Source organism: Ensifer adhaerens, assembly GCF_002940685.1.
GTDB classification, from domain to species: Bacteria; Pseudomonadota; Alphaproteobacteria; order Rhizobiales; family Rhizobiaceae; genus Ensifer; species Ensifer adhaerens_E.
This window is the reverse complement of sequence record NZ_PNFP01000014.1, coordinates 69178-88522: the sequence shown is the minus strand read 5'-3', so window position 1 is coordinate 88522 and position 19345 is coordinate 69178. Positions and strand designations below refer to the sequence as shown.

Genomic DNA, 19345 nt, shown 5'->3' with positions numbered 1-19345 from the left:
CCAACGGCTTGGCTGGCGGGCCTTGATCGCCGCAGCGATTTCGCGAAGGTCGCGATCAGCGTCGGACGATTGTCTGTCCTCTAGAGCGGATTTACGACGTGGGGAGGCTTGGCAGCAAATTTCTGCCGTGCGGTCTCCAGCCTTTGCATTCCGACCCTCACTGGCTGCCGGCCACCGGGCGTTCGCTTCCGCGACTGGGCCATTGTTCCGGCATGGACGTTGCCACCTTTGTCGCTGGCGATAACGCCGCAGCTACCGCGGACTACGGCGAGTGGCGTCCATCGACCTTCGAGATATTCCTCACGCGGCAAGTGAGGCGCATCAGTTGTCGCCGTCTCCAGGCCGCCGGCACCTGGGGATCCTGCGCGAGTATCTGACCTTGGCGCCCTAGCACTTCCTGGCGCTAATGGCGCGCATTCAGGAGATGGAATGAGGCGAATGGCCGGCAAATCGGATTGTGAAGCCGCCAGCGTGCAGTCGGCGGCGCAGCGCCATACCCATTTTCTCGACAGTCCGCTCATGGCGGCGGTGATAAGTCGGTCGCATCGGCGGCAGTCCGTACGCGACGGACGGTCCGTCCACTATGGCCTTCACTCCTTGCATGCATGAGCATGGGGCCGGAGCATCGCCCAATCAGAATCACTTCAATGCTGATCCAGACTGATCCAACCGCACCCAGGTCTCGTAATTCAGCTGACAAAAACAACGGGAGCGAACGAACGACCATGTTCCGAACCGCAATAGCGATCGCAGCTGTGTGCGCAGCCGTTCCGTCAGGGGCCGCCGCGGAGCGATACAAGGCAAACGAGATCGAGGGAGAAATAGTCGGCCGCCGCATTTTCCTTGCAGCACCGCTGGGTGGAGAATTCCCCCTGAACTATCGAAGGAGTGGCAGTGTCGACGGGGACGGCGAAGCCCTGGGCCTTGGTCGGTTCGTCAAGCCGAAGGACACGGGCAAATGGTGGATAGACTCCGATCGTCTCTGCCAGCGGTTTCGCAGCTGGTACGACGGTCGCCCGATGTGTTTCGAGCTGTATCGAGTCAACGAACAGAAGCTGAAGTGGATCCGGAACGACGGAAAGACCGGTATCGCCCGAATCGGCCCCGAGCTTTGAAATGGCACCGGATACGGGGAGTGGAATTGATGCTTATGCCGCGCAATTCCGTTTGACGGAGAACGAGCATGAACACCATCTGTGTTTTTCTCACGGTCATCGCTATGAACCTCGCATTTGTTACACCCGCGGCCGCCGAAACCTTTTCGCTTGAGCGCTTCTTTACCGGCAGGTCGAGCGCCGAGGGCAGCTTTCGCAGCATCACCGGAGTCAAGAAGACCTTCCAGGTTCAGTTGCTGGGCAAATGGGATGGTCGAACCTTAACGCTCAGGGAAGATTTCACGTTTGATGACGGCGCTCGCGATCGCAAGACGTGGCGTTTCGTCAAGGATGGACCCGGCAGATACAGGGGTACGCGCGAGGACGTGATCGGTGAGACTGAGGTGCGTATTGAGGATAACGTCGCACGCTTCAGCTACCTGTTGTTTCTGGACCCGAAAAACCGCAGAAACAAAGTGCGCTTTCACGACACCATGACGTTAAACACTGATCGTCGCGTCCTCAATACCGCCTATGTGACGAAGTTCGGATTGCCGGTTGCCTGGACGCGTGTCGAGTTCAGGAGACGGTGACGATGGGGGAAGCATCGGGCGGAACAGCCTACAGGTCGCAGGCATCGACACTCATCCTCTATGCACTACCAGCGTTTCCGTTGGCCGCGCTAGCTTTGCCGATTTTCGTAATCGTTCCAACATTTTATTCCGAAGTGATGGGACTGCCGGTCGCGGCCGTCGGGGGCGTACTTTTTGCGATTCGTCTTCTTGATGCCGCGAGCGATCCGATATTCGGCTGGCTGGCCGACCGGTGGCATGGCGTCGGCGGTCGCCGTCGCGGGTTTTTTATCGCGTCGATCCCGGTGACTGCAAGCGCCGCCTTCATGCTTTTCTGGCCGCCGCAAACGGTCGGACTTGGCTATCTGGTCCTATGGGGCGGGCTTTTGTCTCTTGGCTTTACCTGGACCTCTCTTCCTTACACCGCCTGGGGTGCAGAACTTTCAAGCGACTATGCCGAGCGAACACGCATCGCCGCTTTCCGCGAAGGGGCCACACTGATCGGCACCTTGGCGGCCATAAGCCTGCCATTCGTTTTCGGGACGACAGCCAGCAGTGGTGCGGAGGGCCTAGAGACGATAGCCCTCCTCGTTGCGGTGATGCTTCCGATCACAAGTCTTGCGGCATTCGTTTTCGTCCCCGAACCCGTCAATCGGTCGACGCGGCAGCTTGGCTTGATGCAAAGCCTGGTTTTCATGTCGAGGAACCGGTCGTTCCTGCGTCTCATCACCGCTTTTCTTTTGAATGGATTTGCCAACGCAATCCCAGCCACTTTGTTTCTCTACTTTGTGTCAGAGCGGCTGGGAGCTCCGGAGTGGCGCGGCCCGTTTCTCCTGGTCTATTTCGCATGCGCAATGCTTGGCGTACCGCTCGCGGCAAAGGCTGCAAGGCGCTGGAGCAAGCACAAGGCCTGGAGCGTCGCTATGCTGGCGACGTGCGCCATCTTCGGCATATCTGGATTTCTCGGCGACGGCGACCTGGTCGCCTTCGGTGCGATATGCGTGTGCACCGGGCTTCTGCTCGGCTTCGACCTGGTCCTGCCGCCGTCCATGCAGGCAGACGTCATCGACACCGACACCGCAGTCTCAGGTTCTCAGCGTTCCGGCATGTATTTCGCCGCGTGGGCGCTTGCCACGAAGCTCTCTCTCGCGACAGCCGTAGGAGTGACGTTTCCCGTGCTCAGTTTGCTTGGCTTCGACCCGGCTCAAGATCGTCCGTCGTCCGACGCCCTCAACGGTCTTTCGATGCTTTACGCCTGGGCACCGATCGTTCCGAAGCTTGGAGCTATCGGACTGATGTGGCGCTTTCCGATCGATCGTGTTGCCCAGCGAGAGGTTGTTGGACGGATATGACGATATGGCGCCCGTCTTCGGCTGCGGGCTGAAGACATTTTTTCCATCGCCGACTGAGGTAGGTTTTTAATGACGATCGATCGCGATTTGATCAACAATCACGCCTTCCACGAGACCGATCGGCGAAAGGTGGCGTGGGTTACGGGCGCAAGCTCCGGCATCGGGAAATCGCTTGCAATCCGTTTGGCACATGACGGCTGGACCGTCGCCGTCAGCGCGCGCAACTCGGTGGAGCTCGATACTCTCGCACAATCGCCGGAAAATAAGATCCACGCCTTTCCCCTCGATGTGACCGACCGCGAAGCGACAGAAATCACCGTACGCGATATTGAAATGCGTCTGGGTCCAATTTCCTTGGCGGTTTTCGGCGCAGGAACGTACCGGCGCGACAGCCTGTCGACTTTCGACGCCGCGGCGATCGGAGAGATGGTCGGGCTCAATATCATGGGCACCGTCAATTGTTTGCAGGCGATCATGCCAGCAATGACCGCGCGCCGGTCGGGTCGGATTGCAGTCATGGCATCTGTGGCGGGCTACACCGGTCTTCCTGGTGCCGCGGGCTACGGCGCAACGAAAGCCGCCTTGATAAACATGTGCGAAGCCCTTTATCCCGAACTAGAACGGCAGGGCGTTCAGATGACAATTATCAATCCAGGATTTGTCGATACGCCGTTGACGCGTCAGAATGACTTTCCAATGCCGTTCCTGATCTCTTCGGAACGTGCGTCGGAATACATCATGCGCGGGCTTGAGCGGGGGAAGTTCGAGATCGCATTCCCGTGGAGGATGAAAGTGGTCTTGAAGCTATTGAAGGCACTTCCTCCAAGCCTGCGGTTCGCCTTGACGCGCCGCATGTTGCGTGAGGACCACACCTGACCTCCGTCACGTTGGTTCGAGCCGGAACTGGTAGACATCGATGGTACCGTTGCGAAAGCCGGCGGCGCAGTAGTGAAGGTAGTAGCGCCACAAGCGCTTGAACCGTTCGTCGAATGCAGCGGATTCAATCTTGTGCCAACTTTTGAGGAAAGCACCTTCCCACAAGAGCAGGGTTTTCTCGTAGTCACGGCCGAAGGAAAATGCGTCCAGCACCATAAATCCGGAGGTGACAGCCTTCTGCCTGAAAACTGCCGCAGAAGGCAGCATGCCACCGGGAAACACATAGGTTTGAATGAAATCGGCGTTTTGCCGATACCGCTCATACCGCCTCTCGTCGATCGTAATCACCTGGATCAGCGCTTGGCCGCCAGGAGCGAGGTTCGTCCGCAGCTTCTCGAAGTAAACCGGCCAATTCTCCTCGCCGACGGCTTCGAACATCTCTATCGAGACGATCTTGGTGAAACGTCCTTCACAATCCCTGTAGTCCTGCAGCCGCATCTCGGCCAACGGAGACAATCCCTTGTTTGCCAGCCGAGCTCTCGCAAAGTCGGCCTGCTCCTTCGACAAAGTCAGCCCGGTAATGCGACACCCCGTGCGCGAGGCAGCGTACTCCATAAACCCGCCCCAGCCGCAACCGATCTCAAGAACATGATCTTGCGGACCGATTCGAAGCTCACTTAGGATCCTGTTGTACTTGGCTTGCTGGGCTTCACCGAGTGACTGCCCTTGCCGCTCAAAGATGGCGGCAGAGTAGGTCATCGTCTCATCGAGCCATGCGCGGTAGAAACCGTTCCCGAGGTCGTAATGGAACGCGATGTTTCGGCGACTCCCGGCACGGGAGTTTCGTCTGAACAGATGCCGGAGATAAGCGAGGCGGCTTAATAGCGGGCGAGAGGCGAGCGCAGGCTTGAGGGTCTCTTCGTTGGCAAGCGCCAGATCCATGAGCGCACCCAAGTCTGGCGTCTCCCAGTCCCCATCGAGATAGGATCGCGAAAACCCAAGGCTGCCGCTCGTGAGCATACGCCAGACCGGTCTTGCATTCGTAAAGACGATCGCTGCAGTGGGACCGGGGACGGTGCCTTTCACCACATGCACTGCGCCGCAGGGGAACTCCGCGCGCAATTGCCCACGTTCGATCCGGTCAAGCCAACCGCATACTATTTTCTGCCACAGCGGGCGGCCCGACGATATTGAGAACGCCGCACTCCGGTCAAGCTCGCTCATGCATCAGGTCTTTCTCTTCCGAACTGGAGACAATCGTTGTGGCGACCCGCAGGTCCGCCGGCCGATGGCGATGCACCGGCACGCCCTTTAGCCAGATTTTGAGCGCCTCCCAGTGGATCGCACTCATTACTTTGACAGTCATGAGGGGGTGTTTCAGGAAGGTCAGAAGAAGCCTCGTGTCCGAGATCTCTTCCCTTTTTCCTGAAAACGCCGCCTTGAGAAGCCGTCCGTCACGATCGTTTTCGGTTATGTCGACGAGCACACTTTCCCCCGGCGGTGTGAGGTTGAACTCGTAGCGGCAATCCATGGGTACAAACGGAGAAACGTAAAGTTCCTTGGCGCACGACTGGCGGACCGCTCCAAGGTGGCCGTCGCTCACCGGAATGACATAGGTGTGACGTTCGTGGAACGTGTTGCAGACCTCATAGAGGACGGCCCGGACTTGGCCATCGTCTGTTTCGCAGTAAAAAACAGTCAACGGGTTGAAGACGTAGCCGAGTATGCGGGGGTAACATAGCACACGGATCCGCAGCTTCTGCGCGTGCACTCCAGCCTCGGAAAGCTGCCGCTCGACCCAACTGCGAAGCGCGCCCACTTCACCGCTCCCGTGATCGCTGTCGCGAAAACTGAACAGAGCCCAGCGATTATGGCCGAACAGGCGCAGCTTGCGGTCCAAAGACGCCAACTCATCCAGATCGAGAAGCAGCGAAAAGACTCTGTAGGAAAGCCGATGTCGGCGGGGCCGAAACCGAACGTGCCACACGTGCCCGCTGTAAAGAGCCGACATTGACATCATTGAGCCGCCGCGTAACCGATCTCGGAGGGGATCCGGCCAGAATCGTCACGGACCGCCCACGGACGCCGCATGCCGGAGATGGCCTCGGCAACAGCAAGCCCGGACTGCAGACCGTCCTCATGGAATCCGCTCCCGAAGTGCGCCCCGCAAAACCAGACACCGCCACGTCCCTGGAGACGCCAAAGCTCCTTTTGAGACGCCAAGGCTCGCTGATCGAACAGAGGATGGTCATAGTCGAACGACGCGATTATCCGCTCACTGGCTATCTTTTGATGCGGGTTGAGCGTCACAAAAAGTGGTGTTGCCGGATCGATACCTTGCAACCGGTTCATCCAATAGGTCACACACAGCTGGCGTTCACCGTAATCATCCGACGCGCCAATGTAGTTCCAGCTCGACCACACATTTCGCCGCTTGGGCATCAATGAGACATCCGTGTGCAGAACCGCCCTATTGCTCGTGTAACCGATTGCCGACAACAGCTCTCTCTCACGTGCGTCAGGCTCAGCAAGCATCGCCAGGGCCCGGTCGGCGTGAGTCGCGATGACCACATCCGTGAACGTGTCACGATTGCCATCACGATCGGTTATGGCCACCGTCCCCACCTCGCGGCGGATCTCGCGGACTGCCCTTCCTGTTCGAAGCTCGCCGGAATAGTCCGCCATTAACCTGTCAACATATTCTCGGCTTCCGCCGGTCACCGTTCGCCAGCGAGGTCTGTCCGTCAATGCAAGCAAACCATGACTGTCGCAGAACCGAATGAAGGCATGGAGGGGATAATCGCGCATGCGCGTGGTCGTCGTAGACCAGATCGCAGCGCCCATGGGAAGGAGATGGTCGGTAATGAAAGCCTGGCTATAGCCATTCTCGTCGAGATACTCGCCCAGTGTCTTGGCAACCAAATTCCGGCACTTGAGGGCCCCGGGAGCGGCGCGATAGAAGCGCAAAATGTCTGACAATATCCTCCAAAAGCGCGGACGAAGTGCGTTCAACGGCTGAGCAAACAAGCCTGACAAACCAGAGCCCGAGTATTCGAATGCCCCGCCATCCAAAGACGCTGAGAACGACATGTTGGATGCTTGGGTCGGGACGTTGAGGTGGTCAAACAGCGCAACAAGGTTGGGATAGTTGCGATCGTTGTAAACAATGAACCCTGCGTCGACGGGAACCGGCCCAGAAGCCGTAGGGGCGACAACTGTATTGGCATGACCTCCGGGCTTATCGCCGGCTTCGTATAGCACCACCTCCAAGCTTTTACCGAGTAGCCAGGCCGCGGACATACCCGAAATACCGGCGCCAATGACAGCCACACGCCGTTGTCCGAATTCACCCCTCATACCCCGATCAAATCGCATGTCGTCCCCTCATTTTGACCAGCAATTACGAACGCACTACGGAAAAATCTCCCGATCGGATTGAACCCGTCGGAAAATTTTGATCGACCATGATCCAAGAAGCGGAAGGCATCGTAACTGGTGCCATGGAGACAATTCTTGCGATTTCGGCTACCGCTGGTCCAGATATCCCATTTGTTCGACCTGAGCATGAGTCGCTGGTCGAGCTTGGGAGGTACAAGAAGCGTGGACGCATGATAGAGCCGGCCGGGGAACTGACGAACGATGAAGCCTGCTCGCTGCTGGAGGCTGTTGGCCGCGACGGGGACATCCAATCTTTTGAGACACTGTTCCGGTATTACGGTCCGCGCGTTAAGGCCTATATGGCGCGCCTCACGCGTGATCCGAACATCGCCGAGGAATTGATGCAGGAAGTGATGATCACTGTTTGGAACAAGGCAGGCCAGTTCGAAGCGACACGCGGTAACGCAGGCACGTGGATCTTCACGATTGCCCGCAACCTTCGTATTGACGCCTACCGCAAGAACCGGAGGCCGGATTTCGACGTCAATGACCCAGCATTTGTGCCGGACGATACCAAAAGCGCGGAGAACGCGCTGGCAGATCGCCAGGATGCGACGCGGTTGAAGGACGCGATGAAGGACTTGCCTCAGGAGCAGATCCAATTGCTGACGCTGTCGTTCTTCGACGATTGTTCTCATAGTAAGATCGCCACCAAGCTGAACCTGCCGCTTGGAACGGTGAAGTCGAGAATCCGACTTGCATTTGCCAGGCTTCGAGCTGCGCTGGAGGACGGAAAATGAATATCCGTCATCATCTGAGCGACGAACTGCTGGTGGGATTTGCGTCCGGCACGCTTGAAGAGGGTTGGCGACTGGCTGTTGCAACGCATCTTGCCCTGTGCCCGAACTGCCGGGCGAGGCTGACGCTGATGGAAGACGCGGCCGGAGAGCTCTTTGAGAGCATATCGCCAGTACCAATCGAGGTCTCGTCCTTCGATCGGTTGAAACAGCGCATACGAAACGGGGAGAGAAACCGTAGCGCCTCGCCGAGGCAGCCGACGGAAGCAGTCAAAATGGTTTCGCCACCAACTATCCCGGAACCGTTGCGAACCTATCTTGGGGGAGATCTGGCGGACTTGAAATGGAAGTCCCTGGGACGTGGCGCGTATCATATTCCGATCAAGCTCGCCGATCGGTCGACAACGGCGCGTCTGCTTCGCATACCCGCTGGAAAACCGGTGCCTGAACACAGTCACGGAGGGCGCGAATTAACACTGGTGCTCCGCGGCAGCTTCCACGACGGTGAACTCTTGTTCGCCCGCGGTGATATTGAGGAGGCAGACGCGAGCGTTGAACACCAGCCCGTGGCAACGCCCGGCCAAGACTGTATCTGTCTGGCGGTAACCGACGCGCCGCTCAGGTTCTCGAGCTGGTTTATGCGTTTGCTACAACCTGTGCTTCGGATCTGATCGGAGACGACCGGATGACCTACGCGATCTCCTACGTGGCGACAGCGATCGTCTTCCTCGGCTTAGACTTCTTATGGCTGACCGGGTCGTCGAAGTTCTATCGCAGCCGAATTGGAGAACTTCTGCTCGACCACCCAGATTTCATTGCCGCAGCGGCGTTTTACCTCATCTATGTCACCGGCGTTTCGTACTTTGCCGTCATGCCTGCGCTCAGCGCCGGACGTTGGACGACAGCACTGGTATCGGGCGCTGTGCTCGGCCTTGTCGCTTTCGGCACCTACGACATGACAAATCTGGCAACGATCAAGGGGTGGTCGTTGGAGGTAAGCTTGGTGGACATTGGTTGGGGTGTGTTCATAACCACGGCGTCCGCTCTCGCCGGGTATTTTTCCGCTTCGGCGGTGCAAAAGTTGATATGATCCGACTTCTCCAGATCACCCAACTCGGAGAAGCGGCCAGGGGCGCTCAATTCGTGTGCCGCGAAGAAAGAAAGCTTTGAAGACGTTCGGAACTCGGATTGCTCAGAACGTCGCGTGGATGGCCCTGTTCCTCGATCACACCCTGGCTGAGAAAGATGACATGATTGCCAACGTCGCGCGCAAACGCCATTTCGTGGGTGACGACGATCATCGTTCTTCCCTCCTCGGCCAATCCCCGCATGACCCGAAGCACCTCGCCGACAAGTTCGGGATCAAGCGCCGAGGTGGGCTCGTCGAAAAGCATGATCTCCGGTTCCATCGCGAGCGCCCGGGCGATCGCTACGCGCTGCTGTTCTCCGCCTGAGAGAAATGCCGGAAAGGCGTCCCGTCGATGCGATACGCCAACTTTCGCCAAGTACCCATCGGCTAGCTCAGCGGCCCCGGCGCGGTTTATCCCCTGAACTCGCATTGGCCCCAGCATCACGTTCTCCTTCGCCGTCATGTGGCTCCACAGGTTAAACTGCTGAAAAACCATCGACAAACGAGAGCGCATCGAAGCGATGCATCTCGGCGTCCTGTACCATCAGGTCACCATTGGATCTGCGCCGCGACCACGTCCGCCAGGCTGATATATTCGGAGTTCGACATTTATTGCTCCGAGTACAATGTTTAGATTGCGCCGAGCATTCTCTGCGATCATTCTTCTCCCATCAACCCACTTCCACTGAAAAACGCGAGACGCTTCGGCGTCGCGGGCGCGTCGACGCGGAGCACCGTAGGTTTGAGAAGGGTCACAACGAAAGCATACGCCGGCGCATTGTCGATGTCGCGTCCAAGCGCTTTCGAAAGGACCGCGCTTCGGCCACCGGATTGGCGGGCATAATGGCGGATGCCGGTCTGACGAACGGAGCATTCTGCACCCATTTTGAATCCGAGGAGGCGCTTGTCCGAGAAGCCCTCTCCGGCGCCCGGTCTCATCAATATGATGAATTGAAGCAAGAGGATGCAGCTATCGGGCGTGGAAGCAGCGCTGATACTGGCTCGAAAGACGGAGTGAACAGCCAACGGGGATGTGCTGGGCGCCGCCCCCTTCCAGTCGATACATTTTGCGATCCACAATCGGATTCACCTGGGCATTCCACTCCGGGGACCGCCTGCGGCGTTCAGTAGACGTGTTGGATGATACGCGGGTTCCCCTAAAGCGCTGTCGGTCTGAAGTTTCATTTAAGTGCGACCAGACCTATAATCCGGTGGGTTAGGCTGAACCAATGGACCGCAAGCTTTCCGCTATCCTCGCTGCTGATGTCGTGGGCTATTCCGCGCTGATGGAACGCGACGAGTCCGGCACATTCGAGCGCCTTCGTGCCCGACGCAAGGAACTGTTTGAGCCGGAGATTGCCCGCCATCACGGCCAGATTTTCAAGCTCATGGGTGACGGGATGCTCGCCGAATTTGGCAGTGTGGTGGACGCCGTGGAATGCGCCGTCTCGCTGCAGCGCGGTCTGGCGGAACGGAATGCCGCCGTTCCCGAGGACCAGCGGATCCGAGTCAGGATTGGGATCAATCTCGGCGAGGTCATCGTCGAGGGCGAGGACCGGTATGGCGAGGGCGTCAATGTCGCGGCCAGGCTTCAGCAACTGGCAGACCCGGGAGGCATCTGTGTCTCGGGAAAGGTCACCAGGGAGGTTGAGAAGAAGCTGGCTTTCGGCTTCGAGCCGATGGGCGAACAGAAGGTGAAGAATATCGTCGAACCGGTGCAGGCCTTCCGCGTCATCCTTGAGGGACGAGCCGCTCGCCGACCAGCGCGGTCATCGCCGCCGCGCTGGGTTTGGGCAGCAGCAGCCTTGCCAGTCCTTATTCTGTTTTTGGCCGGGGCGGTCTGGCAATTCTGGCCGACTGCAATAGAAAGCGGCAAACCTTCGGTAGCGGTGCTGCCATTCGACAACTACGGCGGCGACGAGGCGACCGGACGCCTCGCCGATGGCCTCACTGAGGACATAATCACCGATCTGGCGGGGTTCCCTGAATTCCAGGTGATCGCCCGTAACTCGACCGAACAATACCGGGACAAACCAGCCGGGCCGAGGGAAGTGGGTAAGGCGCTTGGCGCCGGATTTGTGGTCGAGGGCTCCATCCAGCGACAGTCTGAGCGCGTAAGAATTACGGCGCAGCTCATCGACGCCAAAACGGGCAAACATCTTTGGTCGCAGCGCTGGGACCGGCCGGACGAGGACTTGTTTGCAATCCAGATCGAAATTTCCGAGCAGATTTCGAACCGCCTTGGCGGTGGCGCAGGTTTGGTCCAGGAGGCCGGCCGCATCACTGCCCACCGAAAGCCGCCTGAGAATCTCAATGCCTACGAACTTTATCTGCTGGGCACCGAAAAACTCGAGCAAGTCAATCAGGCAGATGTCGAGGAGGCCGTCAGGCTGCTTACCCGCGCAGTCGAACTGGACCCCGGCCTTGCCCGCGCCTGGGTCGAACTTAGCCATTCCCATGGTGTCTTGACCGGTTTTGGGGTTGAACCCGAAAAGAACCGGGCTCTGTCTGCCGAGGCTGCCGAGCGCGCCGTCCAGCTCGACCCGCGCGATGCCGAGGCGCATGCTGTTTATGCCATCATTTTAGGTGACAGAGGCGAAATCGAACGCGCCAAGGCAGAGTTCGATACCGCGCTGCGCCTCGCTCCCGGTCAGTTCGAAGTTTTGACATTCTATATAGATTGGGCCTCGACCTTCGGCGAGCCCGAGCGCACCGCGGAACTGGTCGACAAGGCGATCAGTCTCAACCCCGGTTTCCCGATGTGGAGCGCCAGGATTTTCACTCATGCCTACTTCATGGCTGGCCGGTATGAGGATGCGCTGCGGATGCTGGACCGTTTGACGCCGGAAAACTATGGCAGGAAACACTGGGTGATGCGTTCTGGCGCGCTTGCGGCTCTTGGCCGAACTGAAGAAGCGAAGGTCTCAGTAACGGACGGACTCAAGCGGTTTCCCAATTTGACGGTCGAGGGATTTGTCAACATTCCCGGTTTCAACGAAGCGGAGCGCCAGCGGTTGATCGAAACCATGCGGCTGGTCGGCTTTCCTGATTGCGCCAAGGCGGAAGAGCTCGCGAAGATGGAGAAGCCGTTGCGCCTGCCGGAATGTACTTCGCCCCAACCGCATTGAAGGACCAAGCCAAGCAAGTCAACGGGACCAAGCTCCATCGCCTGATCGTCCATCCCAGAAGGTACATTCTAATTCGAAGTGCGATGTCAATTAGTGACAGTAATCGGGATAAGGTCATAAGGATGCCTGCGCAAGACCCAAGATCGAATCTTGAACCCGCGACCAGGCGCACACGCCAATTTTCCTGCCCGACGGCCGCCCGCTGAGCTGACGGATGACTGTCGCGGACCCAGCAATTGATGGGCGACATCGCGAAGCTATCGTCCGCATTGGACCGAATTGACGAACCTCTCGCCTTGAAAGGAATCGAACTGGCGACGCATGTCTGGGGGTGCCAAAGTATCCGTTGACCCCGAGCCCATGGGCGGAGAACAGATAGATCTTCTGGTTCGTCAGCGAGGCGTCGAGAACATAGCTTGCACGGCTGGCAGCGTGGGATAAACAAACCAAGCGGCGGCCGCAGCCGCCGCTCCTCTATCCGTTATGCGATACTGGGTCGATTTATCGTCAGGAAGTGACGAACGACAGGCCTGTCGGGGCCGACATGGTAAGCAACTATCTTGCCCTGCAGATCGGCGTCGGCGTTGGACACCCGCCTGTGCTGGCGAAGGTGCTCAGCCCAGGACTCAACCATGAACCACTCAACGATCTTCTCGGGGTCGGCTGAGTCTTCGGTGACACCCCATCCATAGGCTCCATCGCGCCGACGCTCGTAGGAGAGATCGTCGAGAGCGTGCAGGAATGCGCTGCGGTGGTGCTTCTCGACACGATACTCGATGAGTATCAGAACCGGGCCACGGTCGTGGGCGACAGGTTCGGCGACAAGAGGTTCCGGCCAGTGGTTCGACGGCACCATGTCGGCATCGCCTGCCGGGAGTTTCACGCGATGCATGACGAACCCGGCGATTAGGAGGCCGACGGATCCGATGACCAAGGTGGACTGAATGCCGACAGCCTCACCGACAGCGCCCCAGCCGAGGCTTCCTGCTGTCATCGCGCCGTTGAAGACCGTCAGATAGACGGCGAGACCACGACCTCGCACCCAGTTTGGTAGGACGGACTGCGCGGCGGCATTGAGTGTCGTCAGGGCGGTGATCCATGCGCCCCCGAGGAAAAGAAGTCCGATGAGCGCGGCGAGTCGCGGCGGAGCAAGCGACAGAACACCCATGACGATGGAAGTGATCACCGCTGCACCAAGAAGAAGACCGTCGGAACTCAGGCGTTCGCGCAATTTTGGCATGACCAGCGCACCGCCGATCGCACCTGCTCCGACAGCACCAAGGAGGATGCCGTAGAAGCTGGCATCACCACGGAGCAATTGGCGGGCAACGAGTGGCAAGAGCGCCCAGGCAGCGCTGGCGAAGGCGAAGAAGACGGCCGCACGTATAAGAACGACGTGGAGCGGCCTGCTGGAGCGGGTGTAGCGAAGTCCTGCCCGGAAGGCACCGAAGAAGTTCTCCTGAAGCGCGTCATTGGCATTCTTCGCACGAGGCCACCAAACGAGAGCAGCAATCACCACGATGTAGCTGGCAACGTCCGCGCCATAGGTGATCCCGGCTCCGAAGGCGGCTAGAAGGAGACCACCCGCCGCAGGACCGATGGATCGGGCAATGTTGATGCCGAGCGAATTGAGAGCAACTGCACTCTTCACGTTCTCGCGGTTCACCAGTTCCGGAACGATTGCTTGCCACGTCGGTCCCATGAGCGCGGCACCGATGCCGCCGAGGAAGGTCAGGCCGATCAGCGCGCTGACCGAGAGCATGCCAGTCTGAGCGAGCACCATCAGGGAGATACTGACGGAGGCCAACAGCACCTGGATGGCGATCAGGAACCTGCGACGATCGAGGATGTCGGTGAGAACGCCCGCAGGGATTGCAAGCAGGAAGATCGGCAGGGTTCCCGCCGCCTGAACCATGGCGACTGCGGCAGGGGATGCCGACAGGTCTGTGATCAGCCAGGAGCTTGCGACATCGCGCATGAAGCTTCCGGTGTTGCCAAGGACGGTTGCGACCCAGAGGACCGCGAACACAGGCTGAGCGAGGGGAGCGAAGGTGCCCCCAGATGATTTTGCGGCCCTCATTTGCCAGCTGCCATGGACAAGTCGAATGCGGCGACGAAGAGGAATGCGCCACAGAGACCGAGATGTTCGAAGAAGGCGTTGGTCGCCATCATGCGGTCCAGACCCGGAGCCATCTCCCAGAAGCGCAAAGCGATAAAGGTCGCGAGAAGCGTGAAGCCGGCCAGCGCCAGGGAACCCGCCCACCGCAGGAAGCCGGAGATCACCAGGGCGGAAGCCGTCAGTTCGAATGCGATAACGGCGATTGCGAAGTACGCGGCCGGCTGCAGATCGAAATGATCCATCTCCGCCAACGCGCCATTGAAGTCGAAGATCTTGGTGAGCGGACCCTGGACATAGGCTGCGCAAAGCGCGAGCAGCGAAACCGTCCGCACGACAGGCGAGGCGACGACGCGTGTCAAGCCACTCCGGACTGAGTGGGATTTTAGAGATTGGTAGGTCATATCTACTCCTGCGTGTTCACCGCGAGCCGTTTCATTCTATGGAGCGATATTGTCTGGGCGCCGCCCTGCCAACAATTGCAGCAAAAGTTTCGATTTAATTGCATATTCTGCAATTATAGTGTGAAGCTCGGGTGATCCGGCTCACCCGAACTGAAGTTTGTTCAGACCGCCCAGCACGAGCAGCCGAGAGCGCCGAAGAAACCTTTGAGATCGGCGATCGGCAGCTTGGATGTCCAGGCTCCGGCGTGGTCATGGCCGTGAACGCCGCAATCGCTCGCACATCCGCATGCGGAGATCGCGGTGCGGCGCAGGGAACGAGCGCCTGCCCCTTCCGGTTCACCCCAGGCGGCATAGCCGCCGAATTTGCGGACAGGCGACCAGTCGGGCATCGCGGGCGGGATGTCGTTCTCGTCCAGTGTCTCAAAGTCGCCCGCGCCATAGACGATCTTGCCGCCGACCATGGTCAGCTCCGATACTAGGAAGGAGATCTCGTCCTCGGCGCAGGAGAAGAAGTCCTTGTCCGGCACCACGAGGTCGGCGAACTGCCCTTTCTCGATGCGGCCCTTCTTGCCTTCCTCATTGGAGAACCAGGTGACCTTCTCGGTCCACATCCGCAGCGCGGTTTCACGGTCGAGGCAGTTGGCGCGCGGGTAGAGCTGCATGCCGCCGACCGTCTTGCCGGTCACCATCCACGACAACGAAACCCAAGGATTGTAAGAGGCGACGCGGGTGGCGTCTGTGCCGGCCGAGACGTTGACGCCCTTGTCGAGCATGCGGCGGATCGGCGGCGTTGCCTCGGCCACGCCATGACCGTACCGCTCAACGAAGTATTCGCCCTGGTAGGCCATGCGGTGCTGCGTGGCGATGCCACCGCCGAGTGCGGCGATACGGTCGATAGAGCGGTCCGAGATGGTTTCGGCATGGTCGAAGAACCAGTTCAGCCCTTCGAGCGGAATGTCCTTGTTGACCTCCTCGAACACATCGAGGGCGCGAGAGATCGTCTCGTCGTAGGTGGCATGCAGACGCCAGGGCCAGCGGTTTTCCGCCAGGACCCGGACGACCTCTTCAAGCTCGCCTTCCATTTCCGGGGCCATCTCCGGACGCGGCTGGCGGAAATCCTCGAAGTCGGCAGCCGAGAAGACGAGCATCTCTCCAGCACCGTTATGACGGAAGTAGTCATTGCCCTGCTTGTATTTGACTGACTGCGTCCAGTTCAGGAAGTCCTGCTTCTCTTCCTTCGGCTTCTGGGTGAAGAGGTTGTAGGCCAGCCGCACCGTCATCTGGCCCTCGTCTGAAAGCTTCTGGATGACTTCATAATCGTCGGGATAGTTCTGGAAGCCGCCGCCTGCATCGATGACACCTGTCACACCGAGGCGATTGAGTTCGCGCATGAAGTGGCGGGTCGAGTTGATCTGATAGTCGAGAGGAAGCTTCGGACCCTTCGCAAGTGTCGAATACAGAATACCCGCATTCGGCTTGGCGAGAAGCATGCCTGTAGGGTTCCCAATGGCATCACGGGTGATCTCCCCACCAGGCGGGTTCGGCGTATCGCGGGTGTATCCGACGGCACGAAGAGCGGCGCCGTTGAGCAGCGCGCGGTCATAGAGATGAAGTAGGAAGACAGGCGTGTCGGGCGCGACTGTGTTGATTTCCTCGATGGTGGGAAGGCGTTTTTCGGCGAACTGGTGTTCGGTGAAGCCGCCGACCACGCGCACCCATTGCGGCGCAGGCGTGATGGCCACCTGCCGCTTCAGCATATCCATTGCGTCGGCGAGCGAGCGCACGCCGTCCCAGCGCAGTTCCATGTTGTAGTTCAGGCCACCGCGCACGACGTGGGTGTGGTTGTCAATGAGACCGGGCAGGACGCGCTTGCCCTTGAGATCGACGACCCTGGTGTTGGAACCTGCGAGTGCGATGATTTCGCTGTCGGATCCGACTTCCAGAAACAGCCCGTCCTTGATGGCGATCGCCGTCGCATTCGGATTGGTCCGGTCAAGGGTCGTCACGCGGCCATTGTGGAGGATCAGGTCGGGATGCATGGTGTCTACTCCGGTCGGGTTGGGATTGGCGGCTTTTGCCGGGGAGAAGAGGTTCGAGAACGCCAGACTCGATGCGCCTCCAAGAAAGGATCGACGCGTCGTCATCAGCTCCGTTCCTCGGCATTCACCTTCGCCTGATGGGCAATCTCAACACGATCGGTGCCCTTCGGCAGGTGGCCGAACACGTGCGGCTTGATCTGGTGGATCCAGGAAATGGCCGCCGGCTCCTTTGTCCAAAGCGACTTTGCGAGCGGGAGGATCTGCTCGCCGACCAGAATGCCGAGAAGGCCGACCAGGGCAATGACAGGTGGTGCGGGTGATCGGACATTGAGCAGACTGTAGACGATGCCGACGAGCAGGCCTGCGCCAAGTGATAGGAGATAGACTTTCATGGAATGTTCTCCGGTTGCAGAAAAAGCCGCGCCGACGGGGTTATCGGAGCGGCCTGATCGAGCCCTTACTTTGCGGGGTTCGGGCCGATGCGCTTGCCGTGCTTGACGCGTTCCTCTGCGCCGTGAACCATTGTGTAGGCGTAGTCGATGCCCATGCCGTACGCGCCGGAATGCTCCTTCACCAGCGTGGTGACCGCATCGTAGGTTTCCTTCCGCGCCCAATCGCGCTGCCATTCGAGCAGGACTTGCTGCCAGGTGACCGGGATCACGCCTGCCTGCACCATTCGGTCCATCGCGTATTTGTGCGCGTCGGCGGAAGTGCCGCCGGAAGCATCGGCGACCATGTAGATCTCGTATTCCGGAACATCACGGAGAGCGGAAAGAGCAAACGTGGTGTTGCAGACCTCGGTCCAGAGACCGGAGACGACGATCTTCTTCCGTCCACTGGAGGCATTCTTCGCCAGAGCGTCACGGACGTTCTGGTCGTCCCAGGAGTTCATCGAGGTGCGCTCGAGAAGGTCGTTCTCCGGGAAAACGGCAAGCAGCTCGGGAAAGGTGTTTCCAGAGAAGGATTGCGTCTCGACCGTGGTGATCGTGGTCGGAATATTGAAGATCTTGGCGGCCCTGGCGAGGCCGACGACGTTGTTCTTCAGCGTCTGGCGGTCGATCGATTGGACACCAAAGGCCATCTGCGGCTGCTGGTCGATGAAGATGAGCTGGCTGTTCGCCGGGGTCAGGACTTCAAGCTTGGACATGGTTCATTCCTCTTCGGTTGCGGCCCGCGTGCGGTGCCAGAAAATGGTCAGCAGCCGTCGATCGGACGCCCTCGAGAGACACTCGTCCTTCAAATCTTTGAGTGTTGCTGGCTCCGTTCCGGGCCGGTGCACTCGTCGTCTTGGCTGCTGAAAACAAACTTATCGCGCCGTCACCATCCGAGGAATTGCAATAAGACTTTCGATTGAATTGCGTCATTTGAAATAATCATTGGTCGGAGAGCACGTTGGAAACGGAAGAACGCCGCGATCCTTTCGGATCACGGCGCTGTCATTCCAAACTTTCGGTGACTGCTGCTTATGCCGCCAACGGCACGAGACTTGCCTGAATCTGTTCGCGGTATTCTTCGTATCTGACCGGAAGCTTAAGGGCTTCCCCGAGATGGGCCGTATCCTCGTCGCGGTTGAATCCGGGCTCGTTTGTGGCGACCTCGAAGAGGATACCGCCAGGCGTGCGGAAGTAGATGGCCCAGAAATAATCGCGGTCGATGACGGGGGTGACTTGATAGCCGGTGTCCATCAGCGCCTTGCGCACCTCGAGCTGCTTCTCGCGGTTGTCAACGGCGAAAGCGATATGGTGCACTGAACCTGCACCCTGTCGCGCGAACGGTGTCTTTGGCAATGCCATTAGATCGATCGTGTCCGCTCCGTTACCGCCCGGTATGATGAAGCGTACAACGTCGCCCTCCTTCTCGGCGCGCTCGTAGCCCATGAAGCCGAGCAGTTCTTCCGTTGCAGCGGTGTCGTGCAGGCTGAAGCGTGCGCCTGCGAAACCGCGGATGGCCGCATCATCTGGAATTCCATCTGACAGCCAAGGAGCACGCTTGTCGTCTGCGGACTCGATAAGCGCAAAGCTGTCGCCGTCCGGTCCCATGAAGCGGAGTCGGTCGACACCGAAGACAGTGTCGCGTTCCAGACCGTCCACGCCTTGTGTGGTGAAGCGATCCTGCCAGAACTTCAGCGATCCCTCGGGAACGGAGAACTGGGTCTCGCCGACTTCACCGACACCGGGGCGGCCGAGCATCATGTTCGGGAACGGGAAGTAGGTCATCACCGTTCCGGCCGAGCCCGTCTCGTCACCATAGTAGAGGTGATAGACGCTCGGGTCGTCGAAGTTAACAGTCTGCTTGACACGACGAAGACCAAGCGTGTCGGTGAAGAAGCGGTTGTTCTGCCGCGCGTCCGATGCCATCGAAGTCACGTGGTGCAGTCCCTTGATGTCCTTGATCATCTTGAATCCTCTCGATTGTGTTCCGGTGTTGATAAGAGTGTAGACCCGTTGCTCACCGCTCGGA

General features: G+C 59.0%; 18 protein-coding genes and 2 pseudogenes. 9 read left to right on the top strand and 11 right to left on the bottom strand.

Features of this window, described 5'->3' with window-relative positions; translation table 11 throughout:
- Positions 1-334: 334 nt before the first annotated feature.
- The 5 genes and pseudogenes from C1A35_RS36805 to C1A35_RS25060 all read left to right on the top strand — a co-directional run.
- Positions 335-552, top strand: a pseudogene (locus C1A35_RS36805) (type IV secretory system conjugative DNA transfer family protein); the annotation flags it as partial.
- A 173-nt stretch (positions 553-725) separates the two neighbouring features.
- The gene (locus C1A35_RS25075; RefSeq protein ID WP_104666981.1) at positions 726-1115 is read left to right on the top strand and encodes a hypothetical protein; all 390 of its coding nucleotides are present in this window, start codon (positions 726-728) and stop codon (positions 1113-1115) included.
- Positions 1116-1183: 68 nt separating this feature from the next.
- The gene (locus tag C1A35_RS25070; protein WP_104666980.1) at positions 1184-1687 is read left to right on the top strand and encodes a DUF3833 family protein; all 504 of its coding nucleotides are present in this window, start codon (positions 1184-1186) and stop codon (positions 1685-1687) included.
- A gap of 2 nt (positions 1688-1689) precedes the next feature.
- Positions 1690-3018, top strand: a complete 1329-nt coding sequence (locus tag C1A35_RS25065) for an MFS transporter (protein ID WP_104666979.1) — start codon at positions 1690-1692, stop codon at positions 3016-3018.
- 69 nt (positions 3019-3087) lie between these two features.
- Positions 3088-3894 (top strand): SDR family NAD(P)-dependent oxidoreductase, encoded by an 807-nt coding sequence (locus C1A35_RS25060; protein ID WP_104666978.1) that lies wholly within the window; start codon positions 3088-3090, stop codon positions 3892-3894.
- A 6-nt stretch (positions 3895-3900) separates the two neighbouring features.
- Here C1A35_RS25060 and C1A35_RS25055 read toward each other — a convergent pair whose 3' ends face one another.
- Genes C1A35_RS25055 through C1A35_RS25045 form a run of 3 tightly spaced genes read right to left on the bottom strand, consistent with a single transcriptional unit; the run spans position 3901 to position 7269 of the window.
- A complete protein-coding gene (locus C1A35_RS25055; RefSeq protein WP_104666977.1) occupies positions 3901-5118 on the bottom strand; it encodes an SAM-dependent methyltransferase in 1218 nt (405 codons plus the stop codon).
- Positions 5105-5905, bottom strand: a complete 801-nt coding sequence (locus tag C1A35_RS25050; RefSeq protein WP_337442001.1) for a DUF1365 domain-containing protein — start codon at positions 5903-5905, stop codon at positions 5105-5107. The genes C1A35_RS25055 and C1A35_RS25050 overlap by 14 nt, the downstream gene beginning before the upstream one ends.
- A 5-nt stretch (positions 5906-5910) precedes the next feature.
- Positions 5911-7269, bottom strand: a complete 1359-nt coding sequence (locus C1A35_RS25045; RefSeq protein ID WP_104666975.1) for an FAD-dependent oxidoreductase — start codon at positions 7267-7269, stop codon at positions 5911-5913.
- Positions 7270-7358: 89 nt separating this feature from the next.
- On the opposite strand from C1A35_RS25045, the gene C1A35_RS25040 reads away from it, so the two are divergent.
- From C1A35_RS25040 to C1A35_RS25030, 3 genes are read left to right on the top strand one after another with little or no spacing between them, the layout of a single operon-like run.
- Entirely contained in the window at positions 7359-8072 is a 714-nt protein-coding gene (locus C1A35_RS25040) for a sigma-70 family RNA polymerase sigma factor (protein ID WP_234822997.1), read from the top strand.
- Entirely contained in the window at positions 8069-8740 is a 672-nt protein-coding gene (locus C1A35_RS25035; protein WP_104666974.1) for a ChrR family anti-sigma-E factor, read from the top strand. Before C1A35_RS25040 ends, C1A35_RS25035 begins: the two co-directional genes overlap by 4 nt.
- 14 nt (positions 8741-8754) lie before the next feature.
- Positions 8755-9159 carry a DUF2177 family protein gene (locus tag C1A35_RS25030; protein WP_104666973.1) on the top strand — a complete coding sequence of 135 codons (405 nt, stop codon included), beginning with the start codon at positions 8755-8757 and terminating at the stop codon, positions 9157-9159.
- A 46-nt stretch (positions 9160-9205) separates the two neighbouring features.
- On the opposite strand, the pseudogene C1A35_RS25025 reads toward C1A35_RS25030, so the two are convergent.
- Both C1A35_RS25025 and C1A35_RS37220 read right to left on the bottom strand, forming a co-directional pair.
- A pseudogene (locus tag C1A35_RS25025) lies at positions 9206-9727 on the bottom strand (ATP-binding cassette domain-containing protein); the annotation flags it as partial.
- Positions 9728-9855: 128 nt separating this feature from the next.
- Positions 9856-10278: a hypothetical protein gene (locus C1A35_RS37220; protein ID WP_158665159.1), complete on the bottom strand. Its 423-nt coding sequence runs from the start codon at positions 10276-10278 to the stop codon at positions 9856-9858.
- Positions 10279-10427: 149 nt separating this feature from the next.
- Here C1A35_RS37220 and C1A35_RS25015 point away from each other — a divergent pair, with 149 nt between their 5' ends.
- Complete coding sequence (locus C1A35_RS25015; protein ID WP_104666971.1) at positions 10428-12326, top strand: adenylate/guanylate cyclase domain-containing protein; 1899 nt, start codon at positions 10428-10430, stop codon at positions 12324-12326.
- Between the two features lie 481 nt (positions 12327-12807).
- On the opposite strand, the gene C1A35_RS25010 is transcribed toward C1A35_RS25015, so the two are convergent.
- The 6 genes from C1A35_RS25010 to C1A35_RS24985 form a co-directional block, all read right to left on the bottom strand.
- A complete protein-coding gene (locus C1A35_RS25010; RefSeq protein WP_104666970.1) occupies positions 12808-14406 on the bottom strand; it encodes an MFS transporter in 1599 nt (532 codons plus the stop codon).
- On the bottom strand, positions 14403-14846 hold the full coding sequence (locus tag C1A35_RS25005) for a DoxX family protein (protein WP_104666969.1): 444 nt from the start codon (positions 14844-14846) through the stop codon (positions 14403-14405). The genes C1A35_RS25010 and C1A35_RS25005 overlap by 4 nt, the downstream gene beginning before the upstream one ends.
- Before the next feature lie 161 nt (positions 14847-15007).
- Complete coding sequence (locus C1A35_RS25000; RefSeq protein WP_104666968.1) at positions 15008-16990, bottom strand: amidohydrolase; 1983 nt, start codon at positions 16988-16990, stop codon at positions 15008-15010.
- Positions 16990-17277 carry a XapX domain-containing protein gene (locus tag C1A35_RS24995; protein ID WP_104666967.1) on the bottom strand — a complete coding sequence of 96 codons (288 nt, stop codon included), beginning with the start codon at positions 17275-17277 and terminating at the stop codon, positions 16990-16992. The genes C1A35_RS25000 and C1A35_RS24995 overlap by 1 nt, the downstream gene beginning before the upstream one ends.
- A 65-nt stretch (positions 17278-17342) precedes the next feature.
- Positions 17343-18032, bottom strand: a complete 690-nt coding sequence (locus C1A35_RS24990) for a hydrolase (protein ID WP_104666966.1) — start codon at positions 18030-18032, stop codon at positions 17343-17345.
- Between the two features lie 316 nt (positions 18033-18348).
- Positions 18349-19281, bottom strand: coding sequence for a VOC family protein (locus C1A35_RS24985; RefSeq protein WP_104666965.1), 933 nt, complete (start codon positions 19279-19281; stop codon positions 18349-18351).
- Positions 19282-19345 lie beyond the last annotated feature (64 nt).